The sequence below is a fragment of the Pseudomonas sp. GL-RE-26 genome (assembly GCF_019956275.1).
Lineage (GTDB): Bacteria > Pseudomonadota > Gammaproteobacteria > Pseudomonadales > Pseudomonadaceae > Aquipseudomonas > Aquipseudomonas grandcourensis.
Map to the genome: position 1 here is coordinate 143,097 of NZ_JAHBDI010000002.1, position 25,785 is coordinate 168,881.

The following is a 25,785-nucleotide window of genomic DNA, read 5'->3' on the forward strand; positions in this document are numbered from 1 at the left end:
GTGGAGGCCGTTTTGCATTCTCACATCCGGCTCTTCTTGCGCCGCTTCCATTGCCTGGCCACCCACCAGCGCCAATACATCATCACCAGGAAGTAGGCCAGCGCACCGAGTGCCAGCCCCGTTACCACCGAGCCCAGCAGAAACGGTTGCCACAAGGTCGAGATCTCACCCCTGATCCATTCCCAGGTCAGTGAGTCCGGCAACTGCCGGGCGGGAACGTCCATCAGCCAGGCTCCGGCCTGATAGGTGCAGAAGAACACGGCGGGCATGGTGATCGGGTTGGTCAGCCAGACCAGGCTCACGGCAATCGGCATGTTGCCGCGCACGATGATGGCGAGGATTGCCGCCAGCAGCATCTGCAGCGGGATCGGCAGGAACGCGGCGAACAAGCCCACCGCCATGGCGCGGGCAACGGAGTGGCGGTTGAGGTGCCACAGGTTCGGGTCATGCAACAGCGTGCCGAGAAAGCGTAAGGATTTGTGATCCCTGATGCTCATCGGATCTGGCATGTAACGTTTGAATAAGCGCCGGGGCATAAGGCTTCTCGGTCGGTCAAGGCGGCAAGTATGTCTGGATTCTATGAACTGCCCATTCAGACTTTGTGACAATTATTGACGACGCCCAGGCGAAGGGCGGGCTAAGCCTTGAGGGTACTCTCAAGGACGGGCTTATGCGCACAGGGATGATGGCGCTGGCGTTGGGTCTGTTGACCTTGCGTTTTTTACCGGCATTACCGCCGGTCTGGTTGTGGCTGGCGATGCCGGTGGCGGGTTTGATGTTGCTGCCGTTCAGGACCTATCCGGTGGCGTTTTACCTGTTCGGCTTGAGTTGGGCCTGCGTGAATGCGCAGTGGGCGCTGGATGACCGGTTACCGCCGGCGCTGGACGGAGAAACCCGCTGGGTCGAAGGGCGGGTCACAGGCTTGCCCCGGCATGATGACGGTGTCGTGCGATTCGAATTGACCGACATCCAGTCCCGACGTACCCGGCTGCCGCGGCAAATGCGTCTGGCCTGGTATGGCGGGCCACCGGTGAACAGTGGAGAGCGCTGGCGTCTGGCAGTCAAGTTGAAGCGCCCGGTCGGGCTCCTCAATCCTCAGGCCTTCGATTACCAGGCCTGGTTGCTGGCACAACGCATTGGCGCGACCGGGACGGTCAAGCAGGGCGAGCGCCTTGCGCCAGCCCGATGGGCTTGGCGCGATGTAATCCGTCAGCGTTTGCTGGCGGTGGATGCCCAAGGGCGAAGCGGCGCGTTGACGGCGTTGGTACTCGGGGACGGCGCCGGGCTGAGTCGCGAAGACTGGCAGGTATTGCAGGACACCGGCACGGTGCATCTGTTGGTGATTTCCGGGCAGCACATCGGGTTGCTGGCGGGCGTCGTGTATCTGCTGATCGCCGGCCTGGCCCGCTTTGGGTTATGGCCGAGCCGTCTACCATGGTTGCCCTGGGCGTGTGGCCTGGCATTCGCCGCTGCACTCGGTTACGGGATGCTGGCCGGTTTCGAGGTGCCGGTGCGGCGGGCCTGCCTGATGATTGCAATGGTGTTGTTGTGGCGTCTGCGGTTCCGTCATCTTGGTGCATGGTGGCCACTGTTGTTGGCACTCGACGGCATTTTGCTGCTGGAGCCGTTGGCGAGTCTTCAGCCTGGATTCTGGCTGTCTTTCGCGGCCGTGGCAGTCTTGATATTGACCTTCGGCGGACGATTGGGGCCTTGGCGTTGGTGGCAGACCTGGACCCGTGCCCAGTGGCTGATTGCAATCGGACTGTGCCCATTGTTACTGGCACTGGGGTTACCAATCAGTCTCAGCGGGCCACTGGCCAATTTGTTCGCGGTGCCCTGGATCAGTCTGGTGGTCCTGCCACCGGCGTTGCTCGGGACACTGTTGCTGCCGGTGCCTTACCTGGGTGAAAAACTGCTGTGGCTGGCGGGCGGCCTGATCGAATGGTGGTTCAGGGGACTGGGGGTCGTCTCCGGCCAGATTCCCGCGTGGGTGCCCGCGGCAGTCCCGCTATGGGCCTGGGTAATCGGTGCCATGGGTGCTTTTTTGCTATTACTGCCGCGAGGCTTGCCGATGCGCCCGTTGGGGTGGCCCATGCTGTTGATGTTGGTTTTTTCGCCCAGGCCGACTTTGCAGGAAGGTATGGCCGAAGTCTGGCAATTTGATGTGGGGCAGGGCTTGGCGATCCTGGTGCGCACTCGGCATCACACGTTGCTGTATGACGCCGGACCGCGTTTCGGTGAGCTCGACCAAGGGGAGCGGGTGGTGCTGCCGGCATTGCGCAAACTGGGGGTGAAGGGGCTCGACCTGATGCTGATCAGCCACGCCCACGCCGATCATGCCGGCGGTGCCCGGGCGATTGCCAAGGGCTTGCCGGTGGAACAGGTGGTCAGTGGTGAGCCGTCAGACTTGCCTATGGGGTTGCAGGCCGAGAAGTGTGAGAGCGGTCGGCAATGGACCTGGGATGAAGTCGATTTCCAGCTTTGGCACTGGCCATTGGCCGGCGACAGTAACCAGAACTCCTGTGTCCTGCTGATCGAGGCCAATGGTGAGCGGTTGCTGTTGAGTGGCGACATTGATGTCGCCGCCGAGAGGGCCTTGCTGGACAGTCCGCTGGCCGTGCCCACCGATTGGCTGCAGGCGCCACACCACGGCAGTCGCAGTTCGTCGTCCATGGCCCTGCTGGATGTCCTGCAACCTAAAGGGGCGCTGATCTCCCGCGGGCAGGGCAATTCGTTTGGCCATCCGCATGCGACGGTCATCGCGCGTTATCAAAAACGTGGAATGGCGATCTACGACAGCGTCGAACACGGAGCCATTCGTCTGCAACTGGGACGCTTCGAGCCACCGTGGTCAATGCGCCAGGAGCGGCGTTTCTGGCGCGATCCGCCGCCCTTGAACCCATAACCGAGCATTATCAAAGCCCGACCGGATGCGACATCACGGTCTTCGGTGCTTGCACCCCCTATGTTAGAGTGGCGCACTTTTTCGAGGGGGCTGTCACTGTGTGGGAATTGGTCAAATCCGGCGGCTGGATGATGCTGCCGATCATTTTGAGTTCCATCGCGGCCATGGCGATCGTTGCCGAGCGTCTGTGGACCCTGCGGGCCAGCCGCGTGACCCCGGAGCACTTGCTCGGGCAGGTCTGGGTCTGGATCAAGGACAAACAGCTCAATAAGGAAAAACTCAAGGAACTGCGCGCCAACTCCCCGTTGGGCGAGATCCTGGCGGCCGGCCTGGCCAACTCCAAGCATGGTCGCGAGATCATGAAGGAGTGCATCGAAGAGGCCGCACAGCGGGTTATCCATGAGCTCGAACGCTACGTCGCCGCCCTAGGCACCATCGCCGCCATGGCGCCGTTGCTGGGCCTGCTGGGTACGGTGCTGGGCATGATCGATATTTTCAGTGCGTTCACAGGCAATGGCATGACCACCAACGCCTCGGTACTGGCCGGTGGTATTTCCAAGGCCCTGATCACCACGGCTGCGGGCCTGATGGTGGGTATCCCTTCGGTGTTCTTCCACCGTTTCCTGCAACGCCGGATCGATGAGCTGGTGGTGGGCATGGAGCAGGAAGCGATCAAGCTGGTCGAAGTGGTGCAGGGCGATCGCGATGTGGACCTGACCGGGAGCAAAGCGTGAAATTCCGCCGCAAACCACGGGAAACGGTGGACATCAACCTCGCGTCGTTGATCGACGTGGTGTTCATCCTGCTGCTGTTTTTTGTCGTGACCACCACCTTCACCCGTGAAACCCAGTTGCGAGTCGATCTGCCGGAAGCCGTCAGCGGCACGCCGGCCGACGATCAGAGCAAACCTTTGGACATCGCCATCAGTGCCGACGGCGTGTTTTCGGTGAACAACCAGATTTTGCCGAAAAGCGACCTGGCTTCGCTGATGGACGCGCTGCAAAAAGAAGCCAACGGCGACACCAACCGACCGCTGTCCATCAGCGCTGATGGCAAGACTCAGCATCAGTCCGTGGTGACTGCCATGGATGCGGCCGGCAAACTCGGCTTCAGTCATTTGCGCATGACCACCATCGAGGCGGCGCCCCCGGCGCCCCCGGCGCCCTGATGGCCATGTCCGATCGATTGCTCGCCGCGTGGTACGCAGGTCATCCGGCCCTGAAGCTGTTGCGGCCATTGGAATGGCTGTACCGGCGCGTGGTCATGAACAAGCGCAAGCGCTTTCTGGCGGGTGAGGGCGAGATCTATCAACCACCGGTGCCGCTGATCGTGGTCGGCAACATCACCGTGGGTGGCACTGGCAAGACGCCGCTGATTCTATGGATGATCGAACACTGCCAGCGCAGCGGCCTGCGCGTCGGCGTGGTCAGTCGTGGCTACGGCGCCAAACCGCCGCAGTTGCCGTGGCGGGTCGAGGCCGAGCAGGGTGCCGACGTCGCCGGTGACGAGCCGTTGCTGATCGTCCAGCGTACGGGCGTGCCGCTGATGATCGACCCCAATCGCAGCAATGCCGTCAAAGCCTTGCTGGCCAGTGAGCCGCTGGACCTGATCCTGTCCGACGACGGCATGCAGCACTACCGCCTGGCCCGTGACCTGGAACTGGTGCTGATCGACGCCGCCCGCGGCCTGGGAAACCGTCGATGCCTGCCCGCCGGGCCATTGCGTGAGCCGGCCGAGCGCCTGCAAAGCGTCGACGCGGTGCTCTACAACGGTGCCGTGGCTGACCGCGATGATGGATTTGCCTTTCAATTGCGCCCCACCGCGCTGGTCAACCTGCGCAGCGGCGAACGACGTCCCCTTGACCACTTCGGCGCAGGCCAGGCTGTGCACGCGGTGGCCGGCATCGGCAATCCGCAACGTTTCTTCAAGACCCTCGAAACGCTACACTGGCAGCCGGTTCCACATGCGTTTGCCGACCACGCCGAATACAGCGTGGAGGTGTTGAATTTCACGCCGTCATTGCCGTTGGTGATGACGGAAAAGGACGCGGTGAAATGCCGTGCCTTTGCCGCCGCCGACTGGTGGTACCTGGCGGTCGATGCCGTGCCGTCGCCGGCCTTCGTGGCCTGGTTCGACACACAGCTGATGCGCCTGCTGCCGGCTCGTTTGTTGCCTTAACTCCGTTTTTTCCAGGGAATGCTCATGGACACCAAATTGCTCGATATCCTCGCTTGCCCGGTCTGCAAAGGCCCGCTCAAGCTCAGCGCCGACAAGACCGAGCTGATCAGTAAGGGTGCAGGCCTGGCCTACCCGATTCGCGATGGCATCCCGGTGATGCTCGAATCCGAAGCGCGCACCCTGACTACCGACGAGCGCCTGGATAAATGACCACAGCCTTTACCGTCGTCATTCCATCGCGTTACGCCTCCACCCGCCTGCCGGGCAAGCCGATGCTGCTGATCGCCGGCAAACCGATGATCCAGCACGTCTGGGAACAGGCGAGCAAAAGCAGCGCCGAGCGGGTGGTGGTGGCCACCGACGACGCGCGCATCGTCGAGGCCTGCAAAGGCTTTGGTGCCGAAGTGGTGTTGACCCGTGAAGATCACAACTCCGGCACCGATCGCTTGGCCGAAGTCGCGATGAAGCTGGGCCTGGCGCCCGACGCCATCGTGGTCAACGTCCAGGGCGACGAACCGCTGATCCCGCCGAGCGTGATCGATCAGGTCGCCGCCAACCTGGCGGCCCACGCCGAAGCGCGCATGGCCACCCTGGCCGAGCCGATCGAAGACGCGGGCACCCTGTTCAATCCCAACGTGGTCAAGGTCGTCAGCGACCTCAATGGCCTGGCGCTGACGTTCAGCCGTTCCACCTTGCCTTGGGCGCGGGATGCATTTGCCGTGAACCCTGAGCAGTTACCGGAAGGTGTGCCGTATCGCCGCCATATCGGCATCTATGCCTACCGCGCCGGTTTCCTGCAGGATTTCGTCAGCTGGGGCCCATGCTGGCTGGAAAACACCGAGTGCCTGGAGCAGCTGCGTGCCCTGTGGCACGGCGTGCGAATCCACGTCGCCGACGCTCTGATCGCGCCGCCAGCCGGTGTCGATACCGTTGAAGACCTTGAGCGCGTTCGTCGCCTGCTGGAGGCGTGATGCGGGTTCTGTTTGTCTGCCTGGGCAACATCTGCCGGTCACCCACGGCCGAAGGCGTGCTGCGGCATAAGCTGCGCGAGGCCGGCTTGGCCGATCAGGTTGAAGTGGCCTCCGCCGGCACCGGCGACTGGCATGTCGGCAAGGCGCCGGACAAGCGCAGTCAGGCCGCGGCGAAGCTGCGCGGTTATGACTTGTCCACCCAGCGCGCCCAGCAAGTCAGCCGTGCCGATTTCGCCACCTACGACCTGATCCTGGCGATGGACAACAGCAACCTGCGCAACCTCAAGGCCTTGCAACCGGCCAAGGGCAAGGCCGAACTCGACCTGTTCCTGCGTCGCTACCAGTCGCCGGTGGATGAAGTGCCGGATCCGTACTACGACGGCGAGCAAGGCTTCGAGCAGGTGCTCGACCTGATCGAGCACGCCAGCGATTTGCTGGTGATCGAATTGAAGGGACGGTTATGAGTTTGCAGGTTCAATCGCAGGTTTCGCTCAAGCCGTTCAACAGCTTTGGCGTGGATGTCCAGGCCCGGTTGTTTGCCGAGGCCCATAGCGACGCCGATGTGCGCGAAGCCCTGGCCTACGGGCTGGAACACAAGGTCCCGGTGCTGGTGATCGGCGGCGGCAGCAACCTGCTGCTGACGGCGGACATCGATTCGCTGGTGCTGCGCATGGCCACGCGCGGGATTCGCGTGCTGAGCGATGAAGGCGGCAAAGTGGTGATCGAGGCCGAGGCGGGCGAGCCCTGGCATCCTTTTGTGCAACACACACTGTCCCAGGGGTTGTCCGGCCTGGAAAACCTCAGTCTTATTCCCGGCACCGTCGGTGCGGCACCGATGCAAAACATTGGCGCTTATGGTGTCGAAATCAAGGACGTGTTCGCCGGCCTGACCGCCCTCGATCGCCAGACCGGCGAACTGCGTGACTTCACATTGCAAGAGTGCAACTTCGCCTACCGCGACAGCCTGTTCAAGCAGGAGCTGGGGCGTTGGTTGATCCTGCGTGTGCGTTTCGCCCTCGACCGCGCCGCGCATCTGCACCTGGAGTACGGCCCGGTGCGCCAGCGCCTGACCGAGCAGGGTATCGAGCATCCGACCGCCAGCGATGTCAGTCAGGCCATTTGCAGCATCCGCAACGAAAAACTCCCGGACCCGGCCGTACTCGGCAATGCCGGCAGCTTTTTCAAGAACCCTTTGGTATCGACGGTGCTGGCTGCACGGCTCAAGGGCGAATACCCGGACCTGGTGGCCTATGCGCAACCCGACGGGCAGATGAAGCTGGCCGCCGGATGGCTGATCGAGCGGGCAGGGTGGAAAGGTTTCCGCGAGGCTGATGCTGGCGTGCATAAATTGCAGGCGCTGGTACTGGTCAACTATGGCGGCGCGACGGGTCTGCAATTGCTGAACCTGGCGCAGCGTATCCAGAAAGACATTTTCGAGCGTTTCCATGTCGATCTGGAAATGGAGCCGAACCGGTATTGATGAAGCAGCCGCAAGCTACAAGCTTCAAGCGGCAAGCTACAATCCTTAAATTCAGGTTTTTCGCTGTTTTGCTTCTACTTGAAGCTTGCAGCTTAAAGCTTGCAGCTAAAAAGCCCTGTCTCAGCAGGGCTTTTTTGTTAATGCTCGGTTAACTTAGTCAGCTAACGATGCACACTCTTGCTCCACCAAAGGCCCGGTGCAGACCGTTTGCGTCCGCACAAGAGAGCCCATTAGCCTGAGTCGATCTGCGTGCGACCCACCGAGATCCAGCGGCAGATTGCTCGACCCCATAACTCAAGACCTATGCGGGCGTGCCCATGATTACCCTGAAACTCAATGGTCAAGACCATCAACTCGACGTCACCGAGGACATGCCGCTGCTCTGGGCGATCCGCGACGTGGCCGGTTACAACGGCACCAAATTCGGCTGCGGCATGGGCCTGTGCGGCGCCTGCACCATTCATATCGAAGGGGCTCCGGCACGCAGTTGCATCACGCCCATCGGTTCAGTCGCCGGGCAGAATGTCAGCACCATCGACAACCTGCATGCCGACCCGATCGGCAAAGTCGTGCAGCAAGCCTGGCTCGACACGGCAGTCGCCCAATGCGGCTTCTGCCAGGGCGGGCAGATCATGTCGGCGACGGCGCTGCTCAAGACCAATCCGAATCCGAGCGACGAGCAGATCGAAGAAGCGATGGTTGGCAACATCTGCCGCTGCGGCACCTACAACCGCATCAAGACCGCGATCCGCCAGGCCTCCACTCACCTGAAGGAGGTCAAGGCATGAGCCGGTTACCGAATGATTTCGCCCTGAGCAACCTCAGTCGCCGTGGTTTTCTCAAGGGCGTGGGGGCGACCGGTGCGCTGGTGGTTGCCGCGAGTTGGGGCTGGCAGGACGCGTTTGCCGACGAGAAAGAGAAGAAGTTCGGCGCCGACGGCATGCCTCACGGCTGGGTTGATGATCCCAAGGTGTATGTCAGCATCGCCGCTGATGGCACAGTGACCGTGATCTGCAACCGCTCGGAGATGGGCCAGGGCGTGCGCACCAGCTTGACCATGGTGGTGGCCGATGAACTGGAAGCCGATTGGGCTCTGGTCAAGGTGCAGCAGGCCCCCGGCGATGAAGTGCGCTTCGGCAACCAGGACACTGACGGCTCACGCAGCATGCGTCACTGGTACGAGCCGATGCGTCGCTGCGGTGCCGCCGCGCGGACCATGCTAGAACAGGCTGCCGCCGCGCAATGGAAAGTGCCGGTTGGTGAATGCCATGCGCAATTGCACAAGGTTGTCCATGAGCCGTCCGGCCGCGAGCTCGGATATGGCGCCCTGGCCTCCGCCGCAGGCGCGTTGCCGGTTCCGGCCCGCGACAGCCTGAAGCTCAAGCAACCCGCTGAGTTCCGTTACATCGGCAAGGAAGGCACCAAGGCCATCGATGGGGAGGACATCGTCAACGGTCGCGCCGTGTACGGCGCCGACGTGCATTTCGACGGCATGCTGTACGCGACCATCGCGCGGCCCGCGGTGTATGGCGGCAAAGTCAAAAGCTTCGATGGCAGCGCGGCGATGAAAGTCCCCGGCGTGGTCAAAGTGGTACAGATCGAAAGTCGTCCGTTGCCCTCGGAATTTCAACCGCTCGGCGGTATCGCCGTGGTGGCGAGCAATACCTGGGCGGCGATCAAGGGCCGCGAGGCACTGAAAATCGAGTGGGACGACGGCCCCAACGCCAGCTACGACTCGATTGCCTATCGCAAGGAACTTGAAGCGGCATCGCTCAAGCCCGGCAAGGTGGTGCGCAATACCGGCAACCTCGAAAAGGCCATGGCCAGCGCCGATAGCACCCTGGAAGCCTCCTACTACTTGCCGCATTTGTCACAGTCGCCGATGGAGCCGATGGTCGCCATTGCGCGGTTCAAGGACGGTGCGTGCGAAGCCTGGGGGCCAAGCCAGGCGCCTCAGGTCACCCGGGAACGGATCGGTGAACGCCTGGGCCTGGCGTTCGACAAAGTCACCTTTAACGTAACCCTGCTCGGGGGCGGGTTCGGGCGCAAGTCCAAGCCTGACTTCATCATCGAGGCTGCTATCCTCGCCAAGGAATTCCCCGGCAAAGCGGTGCGGGTGCAATGGACCCGCGAAGACGACATTCACTGTTCCTACTTCCACACCGTGTCGGCCGAATACCTCAAGGCCAGCCTGAACAAGGATGGCCTGCCGTCCGGCTGGTTGCACCGTACGGTGGCGCCGAGCATCACCGCGTTGTTTGCACCGGGCATGAACCATGAAGCGGCGTTCGAACTGGGCATGGGGTTCACCAACATGGCGTATGCGATCCCCAACATTCGCCTGGAAAACCCCGAGGCAACGGTGCATACCCGGGTGGGTTGGTATCGCTCGGTGTCGAACATTCCCCATGGCTTTGCGATCCAGAGTTTTATCGATGAACTGGCGCACAAGGCCGGGCAGGATCCGCTGAAGTACCAGATCAGATTGCTCGGCCCGGACCGTCAGATCGATCCGCGCACCTTGAGTGAAGAGTGGAACTACGGTGAATCCCCGGAGCGTTATCCGATCGACACCGCGCGCCTGCGCACGGTACTGGAGACCGCCGCCAAAGCCGCCGGTTGGGGGCGTGAGTTGCCCAAGGGGCGCGGCCTGGGCCTGGCGGTGCATTACAGCTTCGTGACCTATGTGGCGGCGGTGATCGAGGTGGAGGTCAAGGACGACGGTACGTTGGTAGTGCACAAGGCTGACATCGCCGTCGATTGCGGACCGCAGATCAATCCCGAGCGGATTCGCGCGCAGTTCGAGGGTGCCTGCGTCATGGGCCTGGGTAATGCGGTGCTGGGGGAGATCAGTTTCAAGGACGGCAAGGTCCAGCAGGATAACTTCCACATGTACGAAGTGGCGCGCATGTCCCTGGCACCGAAAGAAGTGGCCGTGCATCTGGTGACGCCGCCGGGCAACGTGCCGTTGGGCGGTGTGGGTGAACCAGGCGTACCACCGATTGCGCCGGCACTGTGCAATGCGATCTTTGCTGCCACCGGCAAACGCATCCGCAACCTACCGGTTCGTTATCAGCTGTCGGGCTGGCAGAAGGCTGGCGCCTGATGGACAGCGCCGATCTGAACGTCCTGCGCAGTGTGTTGCAATGGCATCGCGCCGGTCAGCGGGTGGTGTTGTACAGCGTGGTCGAAACCTGGGGCACTGCGCCCCGGGCACCCGGCGCCATGCTGGCCTTGCGCGAAGACGGCATGGTGATTGGTTCGGTTTCCGGCGGGTGTGTCGAAGATGACTTGATCGCTCGGCTGCACGACGGGCGCCTTGCGCTTGACGGGCCGCCGGTGCAGTTAATCACCTACGGTGTGACCCGTGAGGAAGCCTCACGTTTCGGCTTGCCCTGCGGTGGCACCTTGCGCTTGACCGAGGAGCGTATCGACGATGGGGATTGGGTCGAGCAATTGCTCGACCGTTGCGAGGCCCATGAAATCGTTGCGCGTGAACTGAACCTGGTCACCGGCGAAGTGCTTTTGCAGCCGGCCAGTAAAGCTGACGTGTTGACGTTCGACGGACAGACCTTGCGGGCGATCTATGGCCCGCGCTGGCGCTTGCTGCTGATCGGCGCGGGGCAGCTGTCGCGCTATGTGGCGGAAATGGCCCGGCTGCTGGATTTCGAGGTACTGATTTGCGATCCGCGTAGCGAGTTTGTCTACGGCTGGGAGGAGCAGCACGGACGATTCGTTTCGGGCATGCCGGATGAGGCGGTATTGAACATCCAGACCGATGAACGCACGGCCATCGTGGCTTTGACCCATGATCCGCGTCTGGACGACATGGCGCTGCTCACGGCCCTGGATTCCAGGGCTTTCTACGTCGGGGCGCTGGGGTCGCGGGTCAACAGCCAGAAGCGCCGGGAAAACCTGGCTCAACTGGGTTTGTCGCAACCGGCGATTGACCGCTTGCATGGTCCGATCGGTTTGCACATCGGCAGTCATAATCCAGCGGAAATTGCTTTGTCGCTCATGGCGGAAATCGTGGCGGTCAAAAATGGCATCGAACTGAAGCAGAAGAAAGCCGTGCGGGAGAGCGTATGAGCAAGTCCATTGGCGTCGTCGTACTGGCGGCGGGGCAGGGCAGCCGGTTTCGTGAGGTTGCGGGCGCCGAAAAGGATAAATTGGTGGCCGATTGCACCGGGCGTGACGGCGTGGTGCGGTTCGTCATCGAGCACACGTTGGTCAACCTGCCGGCGGCGCTGGACAAACGCGTGCTGGTGACCACTGCTGACCGCCCGCAAGTGATTCGCATGGCTCAGGCCTATGGCTGCGAGATTGTATTGATCGAGTCGACGGGAATGGGTGACAGCATTGCCGCGGGAGTCGCTGCCTGCAAGCAACTCGATGGCTGGCTGATGGTGCTGGGGGATATGCCGTTCATCCTGCCATCCAGTATCGGGCAAGTGGTGGCGGGCATTGGCGGTGACAGTATCAGCGTGCCCGTGCAGAGCGGCGAGTATGGGCATCCGGTCGGGTTCGGACGGGACTTCTCGGCGGGGTTGATGGCGTTATCGGGGGATCGCGGCGCCAAACCGCTGTTTGCTCAGGGGCGGGTGGTTGAAGTGACCGTGGATGATCCCGGTGTGGTCTGGGATGTGGATGTGCCTGAGGCACTAACCTTCAGACCGGCATAGATCCTTGTGGGATATACAGAGATATAAAAAAAGCCCCGCCTGGATTCACCAGACGGGGCTTTTTAGTGGCCGATGGAATCAGACGAGAGGTTTAGGCTCGTGTTCTTTTTCCTGGGCTTGCTCGTGTTGCTCTACCGCTTCCTGAACGGAGCGCGGCGCTTCGTGGATCACCGACTCAACCGGCTCGGCAGTCACTTCAGCGGCTGGGGCAGGAGCTGCCTCAACCACTTCAGCAACAACCGGTGCAGGCTCGGCAGCGACAGCTGCTTCAGCTGGAGCCGCAGAAGCAGCCAGTTCAGCTTCCTTCTGCAGACGCTCGGCTTCACGCTTGCGACGACGCACTTCACGCGGGTCGTTAGGCGCACGGCCACTTGGCGTCAGGGCGCTGGCAGGAGCAGCTTCGACTACCGGAGCAGGTGCTTCGGCAACGACCGGAGCTTCTACTGCTGGTGCTTCAACCACAGGCGCTGGAGCCGGTTCTGCAGCAGCAACCACCGGTTCGGAAACCATGGCTTCAGCCACTTGGGTTTCAGCGGCTGATGCAGCGGCTTCAGCGACGGCTGGCTCGGCAACCCAGTTGAATGCGGTTTGCTCTTCGCGAACTTCACGCACGGTTTCAGTTACGGTTTCAACAACCGCTTCTGCAACCACGGCAGGTGCTTCTACCACTGGCGCTGGCTCGGCAGCCGCTTCAACAACTAGCTGAGCTTCTGGCGCTGGCGCTACTTCGATTTCCGGCGAGGCGGTGACTTCGACCGGTGTGGTCGCTTCAACGACTGGCGCTTCAACCGGAGCTGCTTCCAGGGTCGCGGCAGTGGCGCGTTCGGCTTGCACATTGGCTTCAGCTTCGGCTGGAGCGCTGATCACGCTGCTGGCAACGGCTGCAGTGACAGCCAGGCCGGCGGCCAGATCGGCAGTGCTTGGCGCTTCAGCGTTTTCGCCGGACTCGGACTCCTCCGAACCTTCGATCACGTTGCCGTTGGCGTCACGCTGACGCTCGCGACGGTTGCTGCGACGACGCTGGCCACGGGAGCGGCGGCGTGGACGATCGCCTTCGGCGCCTTCCTGACCGTCTTCCGGCAGTTGCTCTTCGTTGGTGACCAGTTCTTCTTCAGTTGCGGCTGCGGCGGCTTGTTCGGCACGTGGCTGACGTTCTTCACGCGGTGGGCGTGGAGCGCGTTCTTCACGTGGCTGGCGAGCTGGACGCTCTTCAGCGGTAGCAGCGGCGGCCGGAACAGCCGGAACAGCCGGAACGGCATCCAGAGGCTCGCGCAGTTCACGAACGCGTTCTTCACGCTCGCCACGTGGCTTGCGATCTTCACGCGGAGCGCGCGGTGCACGTTCTTCACGAGGCGCGCGTGGTGCGCGTTCTTCGCGGGCTACCGCTGGCGTTTCTTCGCGGGTCTCGCGAGGTTCACGCACTTCCCGTGGCTGACGCTCTTCACGCGGCTCACGTGGTGCGCGTTCTTCACGCGGTGCACGTTCTTCGCGAGGCTTGCGTTCTTCATCGCGGCGACCGTTACGGTTGCGGCTCTGTTGACGACCGTTGCGACGCTCTTCGTTGCGGGCCGGACGCTCGGTGGTCGCAGGCTTTTCAACCACGGCCGGAGCAACAGGCTCTTCCTTGGTGGCGAACAGGCTCACCAGCGACTTCACCAGGCCTTTGAACAGGCTTGGCTCCGGTACGGCGACCGGGGCAGGGGCCGGAGCGGCCACTTCGGTCGGAACCGGAGCGTTGGCGCGGGCCGGGGCCGTCTTGACCGCAGCTTCCTGGCGAACCAGGGTGCGGGTCGCAGCGGCTGGCTGGACTTCTTCGACTTCGGCAGCGGCAGCGGCGATTTCGTAGCTGGACTGGTTGGTCGCGGCTTCCGGGCTGTCATCACGCAGGCGCTGCACTTCGAAGTGCGGCGTTTCGAGGTGATCGTTCGGCAGGATGACGATGCGGGCACGGGTGCGCAGTTCGATCTTGGTGATCGAGTTGCGTTTTTCGTTGAGCAGGAACGCGGCCACCGGGATCGGCACTTGTGCACGAACTTCGGCGGTACGGTCTTTCAGGGCTTCTTCTTCGATCAGGCGCAGGATCGCCAGGGACAGCGATTCAACGTCACGGATGATGCCGGTGCCGTTGCAACGCGGGCAGACGATGCCGCTGCTTTCGCCCAGGGACGGACGCAGGCGCTGACGGGACATTTCCAGCAGGCCGAAGCGCGAGATACGACCGACTTGCACGCGAGCGCGGTCGGCTTCCAGGCATTCGCGGACTTTCTCTTCCACGGCGCGCTGGTTCTTGGCAGGAGTCATGTCGATGAAGTCGATGACGATCAGGCCGCCGATGTCACGCAGGCGCAACTGACGGGCGATTTCTTCGGCCGCTTCAAGGTTGGTCTGCAGTGCGGTTTCTTCGATGTCGCTGCCTTTGGTGGCGCGCGCCGAGTTGATGTCGATGGACACCAGGGCTTCGGTCGGATCGATAACGATGGAGCCGCCGGAAGGCAGTTCGACGACGCGCTGGAAGGCGGTTTCGATCTGGCTTTCGATCTGGAAGCGGTTGAACAGCGGAACGCTGTCTTCGTACAGCTTGATCTTGCTGGCGTACTGCGGCATCACCTGGCGGATGAAGGTCAGGGCTTCGTCCTGGGCTTCAACGCTGTCGATCAGCACTTCGCCGATGTCCTGGCGCAGGTAGTCGCGGATCGCGCGGATGATCACGTTGCTTTCCTGGTAGATCAGGAACGGCGCGGAACGATCCAGCGAAGCTTCCTTGATTGCGGTCCAGAGTTGCAGCAGGTAGTCGAGGTCCCACTGCATTTCTTCGCTGCTGCGGCCCAGGCCGGCAGTGCGCACGATCAGGCCCATGTCGGCCGGGGCAACCAGGCCGTTCAGGGCTTCACGCAGTTCGTTGCGCTCTTCGCCTTCGATGCGACGGGAGATACCGCCGGCACGCGGGTTGTTCGGCATCAGTACCAGGTAACGACCGGCCAGGCTGATGAAGGTGGTCAGGGCGGCGCCCTTGTTGCCACGTTCTTCTTTTTCGACCTGAACGATGACTTCCTGGCCTTCGCTCAGGACGTCCTTGATGTTGACGCGACCTTCCGGGGCTTTCTTGAAGTATTCGCGGGAGATTTCTTTGAGTGGCAGGAAGCCGTGGCGCTCAGAGCCGAAATCGACAAAGGCAGCCTCGAGGCTTGGTTCGATGCGAGTAATCCGGCCTTTATAGATGTTGGCCTTCTTCTGCTCGCGTGCACCGGATTCGATGTCCAGGTCGTAGAGGCGCTGGCCATCTACCAGTGCAACGCGCAACTCTTCGGGTTGAGTTGCGTTAATCAGCATTCTTTTCATGTAGTACCGTCGGTTTCCGGGCTGCCGGAAACGGCGTTCGGCACACACGACTTCTCACGGTCGGTGTCAGGTGCGTCGGGAGTGGTTGGCCAATTCCCGTGTCCAGCGAAGTCCGGCCAATGTGGGCCTTCATCGCGACGTACGCGTCCTGCTTGCTGTGGCTACTTAAGCACTCAGTCAGGAGGAGGAATCAACCAGCGGCTGTGGACGAGATGAAGCGTCTTGAGTAAGCCTGTTGCTACACAGTCCGGCGGTTGTGCATCTCCACCCTACACGTATCCCTGATAATTCGGGTGCTGCCGCGCGCAGAATCCGCAGCGGGTTGGCATTTACCGTGAGCTCCGAAAGGGGAGGTCACGCATCATGGCTAATTTAGGCGTTGTTTCCGATGCCTTCGCTCGGGGTCATTCGCAGCTGACTGCACTTTGTGAACTGGCCGTGAATATGGCGCGCAAAACGAGTGGAAAACTCTGCTTTGTGGCGTGATTCAGGCCTCATGTCACCTGCGCTCGTTACACCTGCAAACTCCACCGTTACGTAGCGAAAGCCCCGTAGGACGGCCTCGCGTCCTGGTGAATTGCGTTGGTCAGGGCCGGTTTTTGACCGTTGGTCCGCTGTCCAGGCCGCTTTTGGCGACGTTCGCGACTATAGCAGCAATGATTAAGTGCTTCAATTCCATAAAAAATTGTTATCATCCGCGCCATGACGACGACTACCCCCCCGACTCCAAGCGTACAACTGCTTGAGGTCTCGCCGGAATATGCCGGCCAGCGCATTGATAATTTCCTTCTCGCCCGACTCAAAGGCGTGCCCAAGACCTTGATTTACCGCATTTTGCGTAAGGGCGAAGTGCGCGTGAACAAAGGTCGGATCAAGCCCGAGTACAAGCTGCAGGCGGGCGATATCGTGCGCGTGCCGCCGGTTCGGGTGCCTGAGCGTGACGAGCCGGTACCGCTGGCACAAGGCCTGCTGCAGCGGCTCGAAGCCTCGATTGTCTTCGAAGACAAGGCGCTGATCGTGATCAACAAGCCTTGCGGCATCGCCGTTCACGGCGGCAGCGGCTTGAATTACGGAGTCATCGAAGCCTTTCGTCAGTTGCGTCCCGATTGCAAGGAACTCGAACTGGTTCATCGTCTCGACCGTGACACCTCCGGCCTGCTGATGATCGCCAAGAAGCGCAGCATGCTGCGTCACTTGCACACTGCCTTGCGCGGTGATGGCGTTGACAAGCGCTATATGGCGCTGGTTCGCGGTAACTGGGCATCCTCGATCAAGCAAGTTCGAGCGTCGCTCGGTAAGAGCAATCTGCGCTCCGGTGAGCGTATGGTCGAGGTCGACGAGGAGGAGGGCAAGGAGTCTGTGACCGTGTTCAAGGTCCTGCGTCGCTTTGGCGACTTTGCCACCCTGATTGAAGCCAAGCCGATCACCGGCCGCACTCACCAGATCCGCGTCCACACGTTGCACGCCGGGCACTGCATTGCCGGCGACACCAAGTACGGCGATGACGATTTCAGTAAGGAAATCCGCGATCTGGGCGGCAAGCGCCTGTTCCTGCACGCCTACATGCTGACCGTGCCGCTTCCCGATGGCGGTGAGCTGAAGCTGCAGGCGCCGGTCGACGAGATGTGGGCCAAAACCGTGGAGCGATTGAGTGCGCCCATCTGATTACAAGCTGCTGATCTTTGATTGGGACGGCACCCTGGCCGATTCCATTGGCCGGATTGTCGAGGCGATGCACGTTGCCTCGCAGCGTTCCGGTTTTGAGTTGCGCGATGATCTGGCCGTCAAGGGCATCATCGGCCTGGGCTTGCCGGAAGCGATCCGCACCCTGTACCCCGAAATCGGCGACGCCGAGCTGTTTGCCTTCCGCGAGCACTATGCTGAGCATTACATTGCGTCAGAGGTTGTGCCTTCGCCGCTGTTCGAGGGTGTGGTCGAGTCGCTCGAGGCGTTTCGTGCCGAGGGCTATCATCTGGCTGTTGCGACCGGCAAGGCCCGTCGCGGGCTGGATCGGGTGTTGAAGTCCCATGGCTGGGAGAATTACTTCGATATCACCCGCGCCGCCGACGAGACCGCCAGCAAGCCCCATCCGCTGATGCTCGAGCAGATACTCGCGCATTGCGAGGTTCGCCCGGAGCAGGCGTTGATGGTCGGTGATTCGTCTTTCGATTTGCAGATGGCGCGCAACGCCGGCATGGGCTCGGTGGCCGTCAGTTATGGCGCTCAATCGATCGATGCGTTGAAGTTGTATGAACCGCGACTGGCCATCGACCATTTTTCAGAATTGTATGCCTGGCTGAGTCAGCAGGCTTAACCGGTTGTTTTTGGGGTGGATGGCATGACCGACGAATGGAAGGCGCCCGCCAAGGCGAGCGCAGAGAGCGGTGACGACAGAAGCTGGAAGCTGCTGGAAAAGACGCTGCTGGCCGGCGTGCAGGAGCAGCGCCGGTCCCGTCGCTGGGGGATATTCTTCAAGTCACTGACTTTTGTGTATCTGTTCGGCGCAATTGCCCTGTTTTCGCCGCTGATGGATATGGAGAAGGCAGCTACCCTCAGTGCCAATTACACGGCGTTGATCGATGTGACAGGCATGATTGCCGACAAGGAGCCGGCCAGCGCAGACAATATCGTTGGCAGTCTGCGCGCGGCGTTCGAGGACAAGAAGGTCAAGGGTGTCATCCTGCGCATCAACAGCCCGGGCGGCAGTCCGGTGCAGTCGGGTTATGTCTATGACGAGATCCGTCGCCTGCGCGGCCTGCACCCGGACATCAAGCTGTATGCGGTCATTTCCGACCTGGGGGCTTCCGGCGCTTACTACATCGCCAGCGCGGCAGATCAGATCTACGCCGACAAGGCTAGCCTGGTCGGCTCCATCGGTGTGACGGCGGCCGGCTATGGTTTTGTCGGCACCATGGAGAAGCTGGGTGTCGAGCGTCGCACCTATACCTCTGGCGAGCACAAGTCGTTCCTCGATCCGTTCCAGCCACAGAAGGCGGAAGAAACCGCCTTCTGGCAGGGCGTGCTCGATACGACCCACCAGCAGTTCATCAATAGCGTCAAGCAAGGGCGTGGCGATCGCCTGAAGGACAAGGAGCATCCGGAGCTGTTTTCCGGCCTGGTCTGGTCTGGCGAGCAGGCACTGCCGTTGGGGTTGGTCGATGGGCTGGGCAATGCCAGTTCGGTTGCGCGGGATGTGATCGGCGAGAAAGAACTGGTGGACTTCACCGTTCAGGAGTCGCCATTCGATCGCTTCTCGAAAAAACTCGGTGCCAGTGTGGCTGAGCATTTGGCGATGTGGATGGGCTTTAACGGTCCGTCGCTGCGCTGATTCTGAAATGGCATGAAAAACCGGCCTGCGTGGCCGGTTTTTTAGTATTGAGATTCAAGGAATCTGTACGTCTTCTGCCAGTAACATGTCGATCAGGCGAATCAGCGGCAGGCCGATCAGGCTGGTGGCGTCGGGCCCCTCGGTGCTGCGAAACAGGCTGACCCCCAGGCCTTCGGCCTTGAAGCTGCCTGCGCAGTCGTAGGGTTGCTCGGCGTGCAGGTAGCGTTCGATGCGGGGCGCGTCGAGTGTGCGCATGTGTACGGTGAATGGCACGCAATCGACCTGGCAGTGCCCGGTCTGGCTGTTGAGCAGGGCCAAGCCGGTCAGGAATGTCACGCTGGCACCGCTGGCCGCCAGCAGCTGTTCGCGGGCCTTTTCGAACGTGTGGGGCTTGCCGATAATCCGGTCTCCCAGCACGGCGACCTGGTCGGAGCCGATTATCAGATGAGCGGTATGGCTGTCGGCCAGGGCGCGCGCTTTCTCTTCGGCGAGGCGTTTGACCAGCTCGATGGCGGACTCACCTGGGCGATGGCTTTCGTCGATATCCGGCGAGCTGCAAGTGAAAGGCAGCTGCAGGCGGGTCAGCAATTCCCGGCGATAGGCCGAGCTGGAAGCGAGTAATAAAGGCAGCATGCGCAACTCCATAAGGCGTGTGCGAATTCTAGCGAGGCTTCCAAGTGACGGACAGGGCTGAATTTCCTTTGACATGGGCGGGGGCATCCCTATAATGCTGCGCCTATGTTGAATGACCCGATTCCACCTCACGTTGACCCGCGCAAATTGGCTGATCGTGGCACCACCCTTCAAGGTGAAATGCTGCTGGCCGATTTGGAGAGACTCTGCGACCCGCTTTCCGACAATGTCGGTACGGTGCAGGCTAAATTCGTTTTTGAACGAGATGAACGTAAATCTGTGGTCATCCACAGCTTTATCGACACTGAAGTCAAAATGGTTTGCCAGCGTTGTCTTGAGCTGGTCACCCTGCCGATCCATAGCGAATGCAGTTACGCTGTGGTGAAGGAGGGTGCGAATACCCAGTCGTTGCCGAAAGGTTATGACGTGCTGGAACTGGGCGAAGATCCTTTGGATCTGCAGTCACTGATCGAGGAGGAGCTTCTGCTCGCCTTGCCCATTGTGCCTGCTCATCATCCGGAAGAATGCCAGCAGCCGGCGGGTCTCGATGAGCCCGAACCGAGCGAGGACGAGGTAACGCGGTCCAACCCGTTCAGTGTATTGGCGCAGTTAAAGCGTGACCCAAACGTTTAGGAGTTAATCAATTATGGCTGTTCAGCAGAACAAAAAATCCCGCTCTGCCCGTGACATGCGCCGTTCGCACGACGCTCTCGAGGCTAGCACCCTGTCTGTAGAAAAAACCACCGGTGAAGTTCACCTGCGTCACCACGTATCGCCAGAAGGCGTATACCGTGGCCGTAAAGTGATCGACAAGGGCGCTGACGAGTAATCACTTGTCCGCTCAAGTCATCGCGATTGACGCAATGGGCGGGGACTTCGGTCCCCGCAGCATTGTACAGGCCAGCCTTGCTTGCCTGTCTGCTACACCCTCGTTGCACCTGACCCTCGTCGGTCAACCCTCCCTACTTGAAGAATTGATCGCTGGCCATACGGCTGTGGATCGCGCGCGCCTGTCGATTACGCCGGCGTCCGAAGTCATCACCATGGACGAAAAGCCCGCCCAGGCCCTGCGTGGCAAACCCGACTCGTCGATGCGCGTGGCGCTTGAGTTGTTGCGTGACGGCAAGGTCCAGGCCTGTGTCAGTGCTGGTAATACCGGCGCGCTGATGGCGTTGTCGCGCTTCGTGCTCAAGACCCTGCCGGGCATTGACCGTCCGGCCATGGTGGCGGCGATTCCGACGCAGAGGGGTTACTGCCAATTGCTCGACCTGGGCGCCAACGTCGATTGCAGTGCCGAGCATCTGTTGCAGTTTGCGGTCATGGGGTCGGTTGCGGCTGAAACCCTGGGCATAGCGCGTCCTCGGGTGGCGTTGCTGAACATCGGCACCGAAGACATCAAGGGTAATCAGCAGGTCAAGTTGGCAGCGACTTTGTTGCAAGGCGCCCGTGGCATCAATTACATCGGCTTTATCGAGGGAGACGGCTTGTACCGTGGCGAAGCGGATGTGGTGGTGTGTGACGGTTTTGTCGGCAACATCCTGCTCAAATCCAGTGAAGGTCTGGCGATCATGATTGCCGGGCGCATCGAGGCGTTGTTCAGGAAGAACATGGCCACTCGCGTGGTTGGCGCGCTGGCGCTGCCCTTGATGAAGCGTCTGCAGGCGGATCTGGCGCCTGCACGGCACAACGGCGCGAGCTTTCTCGGCTTGCAGGGCATTGTGGTGAAAAGCCACGGTTCTGCCGGGGTCCAGGGGTTTCAGAGTGCCATTGCGCGCGCCTTGATCGAGATTCAGGAGAATCTTCCCGAGCGCCTGCACGGTCGTCTGGAGGATTTGTTGCTTTAGGCGTTTTCGTCGGACAATGCTTAAATGTGACCGCTTGGTTCGATGGGCCATCCAACTGTCAGTTTCTTGCGTCCCCAGAGCGGGGCGCCAACTCTCCGACGACAAGATCATTAGGGGCTTGTTACATGTCTGCTTCCCTCGCATTTGTCTTTCCAGGACAGGGTTCGCAGTCCCTCGGCATGCTGGCCGAGCTGGGCGCGCAACATCCGGTTGTCCTTGAAACATTCAAAGAAGCTTCCGATGCACTGGGTTACGACCTGTGGGCACTGACCCAGCAAGGGCCGGAAGAGCAACTCAATCAAACCGATAAAACCCAGCCGGCCATTCTGACCGCCTCTATCGCCCTGTGGCGTCTGTGGCTGGCCGAAGGTGGCGCGCGCCCGGCTTACGTTGCCGGGCACAGCCTGGGTGAATACAGCGCGCTGGTTGCGGCAGGCAGTCTGAGCCTGGGCGATGCGGTGAAGCTCGTCGAGCGTCGTGGCCAACTGATGCAGGAAGCCGTTCCGGCCGGTCAGGGCGGCATGGCTGCCATCCTGGGCCTGGACGATGCCGACGTACTGGCAGCCTGTGCCGAAGCGGCGCAAGGCGAAGTTGTCAGCGCGGTCAATTTCAACTCGCCGGGCCAGGTGGTCATCGCTGGCGCCAAGGCTGCAGTCGAGCGCGCCATCGAAGGCTGCAAGGCGCGTGGTGCCAAGCGCGCCATGCCGTTGCCGGTCAGCGTTCCGTCGCACTGCGAGCTGATGCGTCCGGCTGCCGAGCGTTTCGCCGAATCGATCGCTGCGATCGACTGGCAGGCGCCACAGATTCCCGTGGTGCAGAACGTCAGTGCCCAGGTGTCGGCCGATCTGGAAACCCTCAAGCGCGATCTGCTCGAGCAACTGTACAAGCCAGTACGCTGGGTTGAATCGGTCCAGGCGCTGGCCGCCAAGGGTGCGACCAACCTGGTCGAGTGTGGTCCGGGCAAAGTGCTGGCCGGTCTGAACAAGCGTTGCGCCGAAGGCGTGTCGACATCCAACCTCAATACCCCAGACGCTTTCGCTGCCGCCCGTGCAGCGTTGGCCTGAATCAGGAGAAGCTTGCATGAGTCTGCAAGGTAAAGTTGCACTGGTCACCGGTGCAAGCCGTGGCATCGGCCAGGCCATCGCCCTGGAACTGGGTCGTCAGGGCGCCATCGTTGTTGGTACCGCAACCTCCGCGTCGGGTGCTGAACGCATTGCCGCAACCCTGAAGGAAAACGGTATTCAAGGCACTGGCCTGGAACTCAATGTCACCAGCGACGAGTCCGTGGCAAGTGTTCTGGCGAGCATTCAGGAGCAGTTCGGTGCGCCGGCGATTCTGGTCAATAATGCCGGTATCACCCGCGATAACCTGATGATGCGCATGAAAGACGACGAGTGGCACGACGTTGTCGATACCAATCTGAACAGTCTGTTCCGCCTGTCCAAAGGCGTTTTGCGTGGCATGACCAAAGCCCGTTGGGGCCGAATTATCAGTATTGGCTCGGTTGTGGGTGCCATGGGCAACGCAGGCCAAGTAAACTACGCTGCCGCCAAGGCCGGTCTGGAAGGTTTCAGCCGTGCACTGGCGCGTGAAGTCGGTTCGCGTTCGATTACGGTAAACTCGGTGGCCCCTGGGTTCATCGATACCGATATGACCCGTGAACTGCCCGAGGCGCAGCGTGAAGCCTTGCAGACGCAGATTCCGCTGGGTCGCCTGGGGCAGGCTCAAGAGATCGCGTCCGTGGTCGCTTTTCTTGCGTCGGACGGTGCGGCTTACGTTACCGGAGCTACAATCCCGGTGAACGGCGGGATGTACATGTAATTCAAATGTGACGGATTGCTTCAAAAAAATGTCATACGAGCTGTCTAAAATCCGTTATAAAGCTGCAATCTATTTATAGGCAGAGGGTCACCGGGTTCGAGGAGTGAAGCTTTCAGTTGAAAAGCTGAAAAGTCTTTCTATACACTTACCCACTGGCCAGCTGCCTGAATTTGTCCATTAGGAGTGAAAACAAGGTATGAGCACCATCGAAGAGCGCGTCAAGAAAATCGTTGCTGAGCAACTGGGCGTTAAAGAAGAAGAAGTGGTCAACACTGCTTCCTTCGTTGAAGACCTGGGTGCCGACTCCCTTGACACCGTTGAGCTGGTGATGGCTCTGGAAGAGGAATTCGAGACCGAAATCCCTGACGAAGAAGCCGAGAAGATCACTACTGTACAAGCTGCAATCGACTACGTTACTAGCCACCAGGCGTAATAGTTTGTAATCGTTGCTCGCTGTCATGGAAAAACCGCACTGCCATCATGGCGTGCGGTTTTTTCTTTAGGCCTGATGCAAAGTCGTCATTTGAAAAAAGGAGAGTGCTGTGTCGCGTAGACGCGTCGTAGTCACCGGTATGGGTATGTTGTCGCCACTGGGCACGGATGTGCCGAGCAGTTGGCAGGGCATTCTGGCTGGCCGCAGTGGCATTGGTCTGATCGAACACGCCGACCTTTCTGCCTATTCCACCCGTTTTGGCGGCTCGGTAAAGGACTTCAATGTCGAGGAATACCTGTCGGTCAAGGAAGCCCGCAAGCTCGACCTGTTCATTCAATACGGTCTGGCCGCAGGTTTTCAGGCGGTACGCAATTCCGGTCTGGAAGTCACTGACGCCAACCGTGAGCGTATCGGCGTGGCCATGGGCTCGGGTATTGGCGGTCTGACCAATATCGAAGAAACCGCCCGCACGCTGCACGAGACCGGCCCACGACGGATCTCTCCGTTCTTCGTGCCAGGCTCGATCATCAATATGATTTCCGGTTTCCTGTCCATCCACCTCGGTGCACAAGGCCCCAACTACGCCATCGCCACGGCCTGTACCACCGGTACACACTGCATTGGCATGGCAGCCCGCAACATCATGTACGACGAAGCCGACGTGATGATTGCCGGCGGTGCCGAGATGGCGGCCTGCGGTTTGGGCATGGGCGGCTTCGGTGCTTCCCGCGCGCTGTCGACCCGCAACGACGAGCCGACCCGCGCCAGCCGTCCATGGGACAAGGGCCGCGATGGCTTTGTATTGTCCAATGGTGCCGGTGCGCTGGTACTGGAAGAGCTCGAGCACGCCAAGGCGCGTGGCGCGACCATCTACGCCGAGCTGATCGGCTTCGGCACCAGTGGCGACGCCTACCACATGACTTCGCCGCCAGTCGATGGCGCGGGTGCTGCGCGCTGCATCACCAATGCGCTACGCGATGCCAAAATCAATGGCGATCAAGTGCAGTACATCAATGCCCACGGCACGTCGACTTCGGCAGGCGACCTGGCTGAAGTCAATGCGATCAAGTCGGTGTTCGGCGAGCACGCCTACAAGCTGGCTGTCAGTTCCACCAAGTCCATGACCGGCCACCTGCTGGGGGCGGCGGGCGCGGTCGAGGCGATCTTCAGCGTGCTGGCGATCAACAGCCAGGTAGCACCGCCGACCATCAACCTCGATGAGCCGGATGAAGGCTGCGACCTCGATTTCGTGCCGCACACGGCGCGCAACATGGATATCGATGTGGTCGTTTCCAACTCCTTCGGTTTTGGTGGCACCAATGGCTCGCTGGTGTTCCGCCGGTTCGCAGGCTGATGGACAGCTGGGTCGACGGTCAGCCGGCTGACGCTTTGTCGCTGAAGGATCGCGGCCTGGCTTATGGCGATGGCCTGTTCGAGACCATCGCCGTGCGCAACGGGCAGCCCGTGTTGCTGGACCGGCATCTGTCGCGTCTGGCGGACGGCTGCTCGCGTTTGGCAATTACTGCCGATCATGAGTTGGTCCGCAGCGAGTTGCTGGCCTATGCGGCGGCACTGGGTGGCGGGGTGCTCAAGCTCATCCTCACCCGTGGCGATGGTCTGCGCGGTTACGCCCCCGATCCTTCGGCCCAGGCCCGACGCATTCTGCAAGGCAATCCACCTGCGGCTTATCCTGCCGCGCACGGTGAGCAGGGTGTTCGCCTGTTTCCTTGCACCACGCGATTGTCCAGGCAGCCATTGCTGGCCGGCCTCAAGCACCTGAATCGTCTTGAACAAGTCCTCGCCCGTGCCGAATGGCAGGACACCGAGCATGCCGAAGGCTTGATGCTCGATCAGGCCGGGCGCGTGATTGAAGGTGTGTTCAGCAACTTGTTCCTGGTGCGTGATGGCGTGCTCATCACCGCTGACCTCAAGCGCTGCGGCGTGGCAGGCGTGATGCGTGCCGAAATATTGTTTCAGGCCAAGTCGCTGGGAATCCCCACGCAAATCACCGATATCCCCCTCGAACAGCTGCAATGGGCTAACGAAGTCTTTGTCTGCAACAGCGTGTATGGTATTTGGCCGGTGCGCGCCTATGCTGCTCTTCACTGGCCGGTTGGGCCGCTCACCCGTAAACTCCAAACCATTGCCCGTGTGCTACTGGATGCTTGATA

At 61.0% G+C, this 25,785-nt stretch carries 26 protein-coding genes; 23 read left to right on the forward strand and 3 right to left on the reverse strand.

The window, feature by feature from the left end:
• Positions 1 to 20: 20 nt before the first annotated feature.
• A complete protein-coding gene (locus KGB07_RS01555) occupies positions 21 to 536 on the reverse strand; it encodes a DUF2062 domain-containing protein (protein WP_046037489.1) in 516 nt (171 codons plus the stop codon).
• 134 nt (positions 537 to 670) lie between these two features.
• On the opposite strand from KGB07_RS01555, the gene KGB07_RS01560 reads away from it, so the two are divergent.
• The 12 genes from KGB07_RS01560 to KGB07_RS01615 all read left to right on the forward strand — a co-directional run bounded on the left by KGB07_RS01560 (position 671) and on the right by KGB07_RS01615 (position 12,216).
• Positions 671 to 2,905, forward strand: a complete 2,235-nt coding sequence (locus KGB07_RS01560; RefSeq protein ID WP_223464259.1) for a DNA internalization-related competence protein ComEC/Rec2 — start codon at positions 671 to 673, stop codon at positions 2,903 to 2,905.
• Between the two features lie 98 nt (positions 2,906 to 3,003).
• Positions 3,004 to 3,639 carry a MotA/TolQ/ExbB proton channel family protein gene (locus KGB07_RS01565; protein ID WP_046037487.1) on the forward strand — a complete coding sequence of 212 codons (636 nt, stop codon included), beginning with the start codon at positions 3,004 to 3,006 and terminating at the stop codon, positions 3,637 to 3,639.
• Complete coding sequence (locus KGB07_RS01570) at positions 3,636 to 4,073, forward strand: ExbD/TolR family protein (protein ID WP_223464261.1); 438 nt, start codon at positions 3,636 to 3,638, stop codon at positions 4,071 to 4,073. Before KGB07_RS01565 ends, KGB07_RS01570 begins: the two co-directional genes overlap by 4 nt.
• On the forward strand, positions 4,073 to 5,083 hold the full coding sequence (gene lpxK, locus KGB07_RS01575) for a tetraacyldisaccharide 4'-kinase (protein ID WP_223464262.1): 1,011 nt from the start codon (positions 4,073 to 4,075) through the stop codon (positions 5,081 to 5,083). The genes KGB07_RS01570 and lpxK overlap by 1 nt, the downstream gene beginning before the upstream one ends.
• Positions 5,084 to 5,107: 24 nt before the next feature.
• The gene (locus KGB07_RS01580; RefSeq protein ID WP_003179363.1) at positions 5,108 to 5,293 is read left to right on the forward strand and encodes a Trm112 family protein; all 186 of its coding nucleotides are present in this window, start codon (positions 5,108 to 5,110) and stop codon (positions 5,291 to 5,293) included.
• Positions 5,290 to 6,054 (forward strand): 3-deoxy-manno-octulosonate cytidylyltransferase, encoded by a 765-nt coding sequence (kdsB, locus tag KGB07_RS01585; protein ID WP_046037484.1) that lies wholly within the window; start codon positions 5,290 to 5,292, stop codon positions 6,052 to 6,054. Before KGB07_RS01580 ends, kdsB begins: the two co-directional genes overlap by 4 nt.
• Complete coding sequence (locus tag KGB07_RS01590) at positions 6,054 to 6,518, forward strand: low molecular weight protein-tyrosine-phosphatase (RefSeq protein WP_046037483.1); 465 nt, start codon at positions 6,054 to 6,056, stop codon at positions 6,516 to 6,518. Before kdsB ends, KGB07_RS01590 begins: the two co-directional genes overlap by 1 nt.
• Positions 6,515 to 7,534, forward strand: coding sequence for a UDP-N-acetylmuramate dehydrogenase (gene murB / locus KGB07_RS01595; protein WP_046037482.1), 1,020 nt, complete (start codon positions 6,515 to 6,517; stop codon positions 7,532 to 7,534). The genes KGB07_RS01590 and murB overlap by 4 nt, the downstream gene beginning before the upstream one ends.
• 317 nt (positions 7,535 to 7,851) lie before the next feature.
• The gene (locus KGB07_RS01600) at positions 7,852 to 8,322 is read left to right on the forward strand and encodes a (2Fe-2S)-binding protein (RefSeq protein ID WP_046037481.1); all 471 of its coding nucleotides are present in this window, start codon (positions 7,852 to 7,854) and stop codon (positions 8,320 to 8,322) included.
• Positions 8,319 to 10,640, forward strand: coding sequence for a xanthine dehydrogenase family protein molybdopterin-binding subunit (locus KGB07_RS01605; protein WP_223464263.1), 2,322 nt, complete (start codon positions 8,319 to 8,321; stop codon positions 10,638 to 10,640). The genes KGB07_RS01600 and KGB07_RS01605 overlap by 4 nt, the downstream gene beginning before the upstream one ends.
• A complete protein-coding gene (locus KGB07_RS01610) occupies positions 10,640 to 11,623 on the forward strand; it encodes an XdhC family protein (RefSeq protein ID WP_223464264.1) in 984 nt (327 codons plus the stop codon). The genes KGB07_RS01605 and KGB07_RS01610 overlap by 1 nt, the downstream gene beginning before the upstream one ends.
• Positions 11,620 to 12,216: an NTP transferase domain-containing protein gene (locus KGB07_RS01615; RefSeq protein WP_223464265.1), complete on the forward strand. Its 597-nt coding sequence runs from the start codon at positions 11,620 to 11,622 to the stop codon at positions 12,214 to 12,216. Before KGB07_RS01610 ends, KGB07_RS01615 begins: the two co-directional genes overlap by 4 nt.
• Before the next feature lie 78 nt (positions 12,217 to 12,294).
• Here KGB07_RS01615 and rne read toward each other — a convergent pair whose 3' ends face one another.
• Complete coding sequence (gene rne / locus KGB07_RS01620) at positions 12,295 to 15,555, reverse strand: ribonuclease E (protein WP_223464266.1); 3,261 nt, start codon at positions 15,553 to 15,555, stop codon at positions 12,295 to 12,297.
• A 702-nt stretch (positions 15,556 to 16,257) separates the two neighbouring features.
• Here rne and rluC point away from each other — a divergent pair.
• Genes rluC through KGB07_RS01635 form a run of 3 tightly spaced genes read left to right on the forward strand, consistent with a single transcriptional unit; the run spans position 16,258 to position 18,883 of the window.
• Positions 16,258 to 17,220 (forward strand): 23S rRNA pseudouridine(955/2504/2580) synthase RluC, encoded by a 963-nt coding sequence (rluC, locus tag KGB07_RS01625; RefSeq protein ID WP_046037476.1) that lies wholly within the window; start codon positions 16,258 to 16,260, stop codon positions 17,218 to 17,220.
• Entirely contained in the window at positions 17,207 to 17,869 is a 663-nt protein-coding gene (locus KGB07_RS01630; protein ID WP_046037475.1) for an HAD-IA family hydrolase, read from the forward strand. The genes rluC and KGB07_RS01630 overlap by 14 nt, the downstream gene beginning before the upstream one ends.
• 24 nt (positions 17,870 to 17,893) lie before the next feature.
• Positions 17,894 to 18,883 (forward strand): S49 family peptidase, encoded by a 990-nt coding sequence (locus KGB07_RS01635; protein ID WP_223464269.1) that lies wholly within the window; start codon positions 17,894 to 17,896, stop codon positions 18,881 to 18,883.
• A 54-nt stretch (positions 18,884 to 18,937) separates the two neighbouring features.
• On the opposite strand, the gene KGB07_RS01640 is transcribed toward KGB07_RS01635, so the two are convergent.
• A complete protein-coding gene (locus KGB07_RS01640) occupies positions 18,938 to 19,516 on the reverse strand; it encodes a Maf family protein (protein WP_046037473.1) in 579 nt (192 codons plus the stop codon).
• A 105-nt stretch (positions 19,517 to 19,621) separates the two neighbouring features.
• Between KGB07_RS01640 and KGB07_RS01645 the strand changes: the two genes are divergently transcribed.
• The 8 genes from KGB07_RS01645 to pabC all read left to right on the forward strand — a co-directional run bounded on the left by KGB07_RS01645 (position 19,622) and on the right by pabC (position 25,783).
• Complete coding sequence (locus KGB07_RS01645) at positions 19,622 to 20,149, forward strand: YceD family protein (RefSeq protein ID WP_008050439.1); 528 nt, start codon at positions 19,622 to 19,624, stop codon at positions 20,147 to 20,149.
• A 13-nt stretch (positions 20,150 to 20,162) separates the two neighbouring features.
• Positions 20,163 to 20,345 carry a 50S ribosomal protein L32 gene (gene rpmF / locus KGB07_RS01650; protein ID WP_003179396.1) on the forward strand — a complete coding sequence of 61 codons (183 nt, stop codon included), beginning with the start codon at positions 20,163 to 20,165 and terminating at the stop codon, positions 20,343 to 20,345.
• Positions 20,346 to 20,349: 4 nt separating this feature from the next.
• Positions 20,350 to 21,360: a phosphate acyltransferase PlsX gene (plsX, locus tag KGB07_RS01655; protein WP_080925235.1), complete on the forward strand. Its 1,011-nt coding sequence runs from the start codon at positions 20,350 to 20,352 to the stop codon at positions 21,358 to 21,360.
• A gap of 125 nt (positions 21,361 to 21,485) precedes the next feature.
• Complete coding sequence (gene fabD / locus KGB07_RS01660; protein ID WP_046037471.1) at positions 21,486 to 22,424, forward strand: ACP S-malonyltransferase; 939 nt, start codon at positions 21,486 to 21,488, stop codon at positions 22,422 to 22,424.
• 16 nt (positions 22,425 to 22,440) lie between these two features.
• Complete coding sequence (fabG, locus tag KGB07_RS01665) at positions 22,441 to 23,181, forward strand: 3-oxoacyl-ACP reductase FabG (protein ID WP_007987168.1); 741 nt, start codon at positions 22,441 to 22,443, stop codon at positions 23,179 to 23,181.
• Positions 23,182 to 23,377: 196 nt separating this feature from the next.
• Positions 23,378 to 23,614, forward strand: coding sequence for an acyl carrier protein (acpP, locus tag KGB07_RS01670; RefSeq protein ID WP_003175607.1), 237 nt, complete (start codon positions 23,378 to 23,380; stop codon positions 23,612 to 23,614).
• Between the two features lie 109 nt (positions 23,615 to 23,723).
• Complete coding sequence (fabF, locus tag KGB07_RS01675) at positions 23,724 to 24,968, forward strand: beta-ketoacyl-ACP synthase II (RefSeq protein ID WP_046037470.1); 1,245 nt, start codon at positions 23,724 to 23,726, stop codon at positions 24,966 to 24,968.
• Entirely contained in the window at positions 24,968 to 25,783 is an 816-nt protein-coding gene (gene pabC / locus KGB07_RS01680) for an aminodeoxychorismate lyase (RefSeq protein ID WP_223464271.1), read from the forward strand. Before fabF ends, pabC begins: the two co-directional genes overlap by 1 nt.
• Positions 25,784 to 25,785: the final 2 nt, after the last annotated feature.